Below are 1,167 nucleotides of genomic sequence, written 5' to 3'. Positions count from 1 at the left end.
AGCGGATGCTCTTCACCATCAAGGCAAGGACATGAACGGTCATGAGTTTCTGACCTCCTTATGCATTGGCTACGAGACAGCACTCCGCGCCGGTACTGCGCTGATGGCGACCTCCCCCACTTATCATGCTTCCGGTGGTTTTTCCGCTATTGGTGTTGTGTGCGCTGGCTCCAAGATGCTGGACTTCGATGAACAGACCTTCCGACACGCCTTAGGCATTGCCGAGTACTTCAGTGCCCGCTGTCCGATGATGCGTGTTGTTCAAACCCCTACAATGCTCCGGGATGCTCATGGTGCTGGTGCTTTCGTAGGCTTGAATGCGCTTTTAATGGCAAAAGAAGGAATGACTGGAGCACCTGCAGAGACAGTGGAGGATGCGACTGTCGCCAAGCATTGGGCCGACATCGGAAAGCGATGGGAAATTGATAGTCAGTACTTCAAACCTTGGCCAGTATGCCGATGGGCTCAGCCAGCGCTGACTGCCATGCTGCAGCTACAACGTGATTACCCCCACCTCAACTCAGATTCGATAGAAACAATCCGTGTTGAAACCTTCTACGAGTCGATGTGCCTGCAGGGCCACACACCGTCGAATGCAGACGAAGCCCAATACGCACTAGCGTTTCCTCTTGCGGCGCTCATTGTCCGAGGCAAGGTGGGGCCAGACGAAGTCACTGGGTCAGCTATTTTCTCGCCCGACATATTGGCTATGAGCTCTCGCATTGAAATCATAGAGGCTTCCGACATCTCGGAGCGTTTCCCTGACGAGATCCTTTCACGACTGACCATCACAACGAAAAATGGCTCCGTGATCGTAAGCCCGGTCACTGCAGCCAAAGGCGATCCAGAGACTCCACTGACCCCAGAAGAACTGGATCAAAAATATGATCTCTTCTCTGTTGGACTCGGGCAACAGCGAAGCCTGGCGGTGAAGCATGCGATCATAAATTTGGATCAATCGGTCTCGGCTGTGGCTGCTTTAAGCCCCATTTTTCAATCCCTTGAGCAAACCAGTACTGGGTACGCGATCAACTGAAAGTGACCTGGATGCCATTGATATGGGCATGCTGGGGCGCAGATAACGATAACGTCAAATCATTAATTGCCCCCATGAAATGTCGTTTGCGGAGCTCATCAGAGGCGATATAGGCTGCGCTCATCGTCACC

General features: G+C 52.7%; 1 protein-coding gene. It reads left to right on the top strand.

The window, feature by feature from the left end:
• The coding region (locus tag AC1DRJ_RS28685; protein ID WP_477805111.1) for an MmgE/PrpD family protein at window positions 1-1,036 on the top strand (1,036 nt) is incomplete at its 5' end.
• Between the last annotated feature and the right edge of the window lie 131 nt (window positions 1,037-1,167).

The sequence above is a fragment of the Pseudomonas sp. P5_B2 genome, from assembly GCF_056400445.1.
The sequence above is the reverse complement of the archived record's forward strand: the minus strand, read 5'-3'. Positions and strand labels throughout refer to the sequence as shown.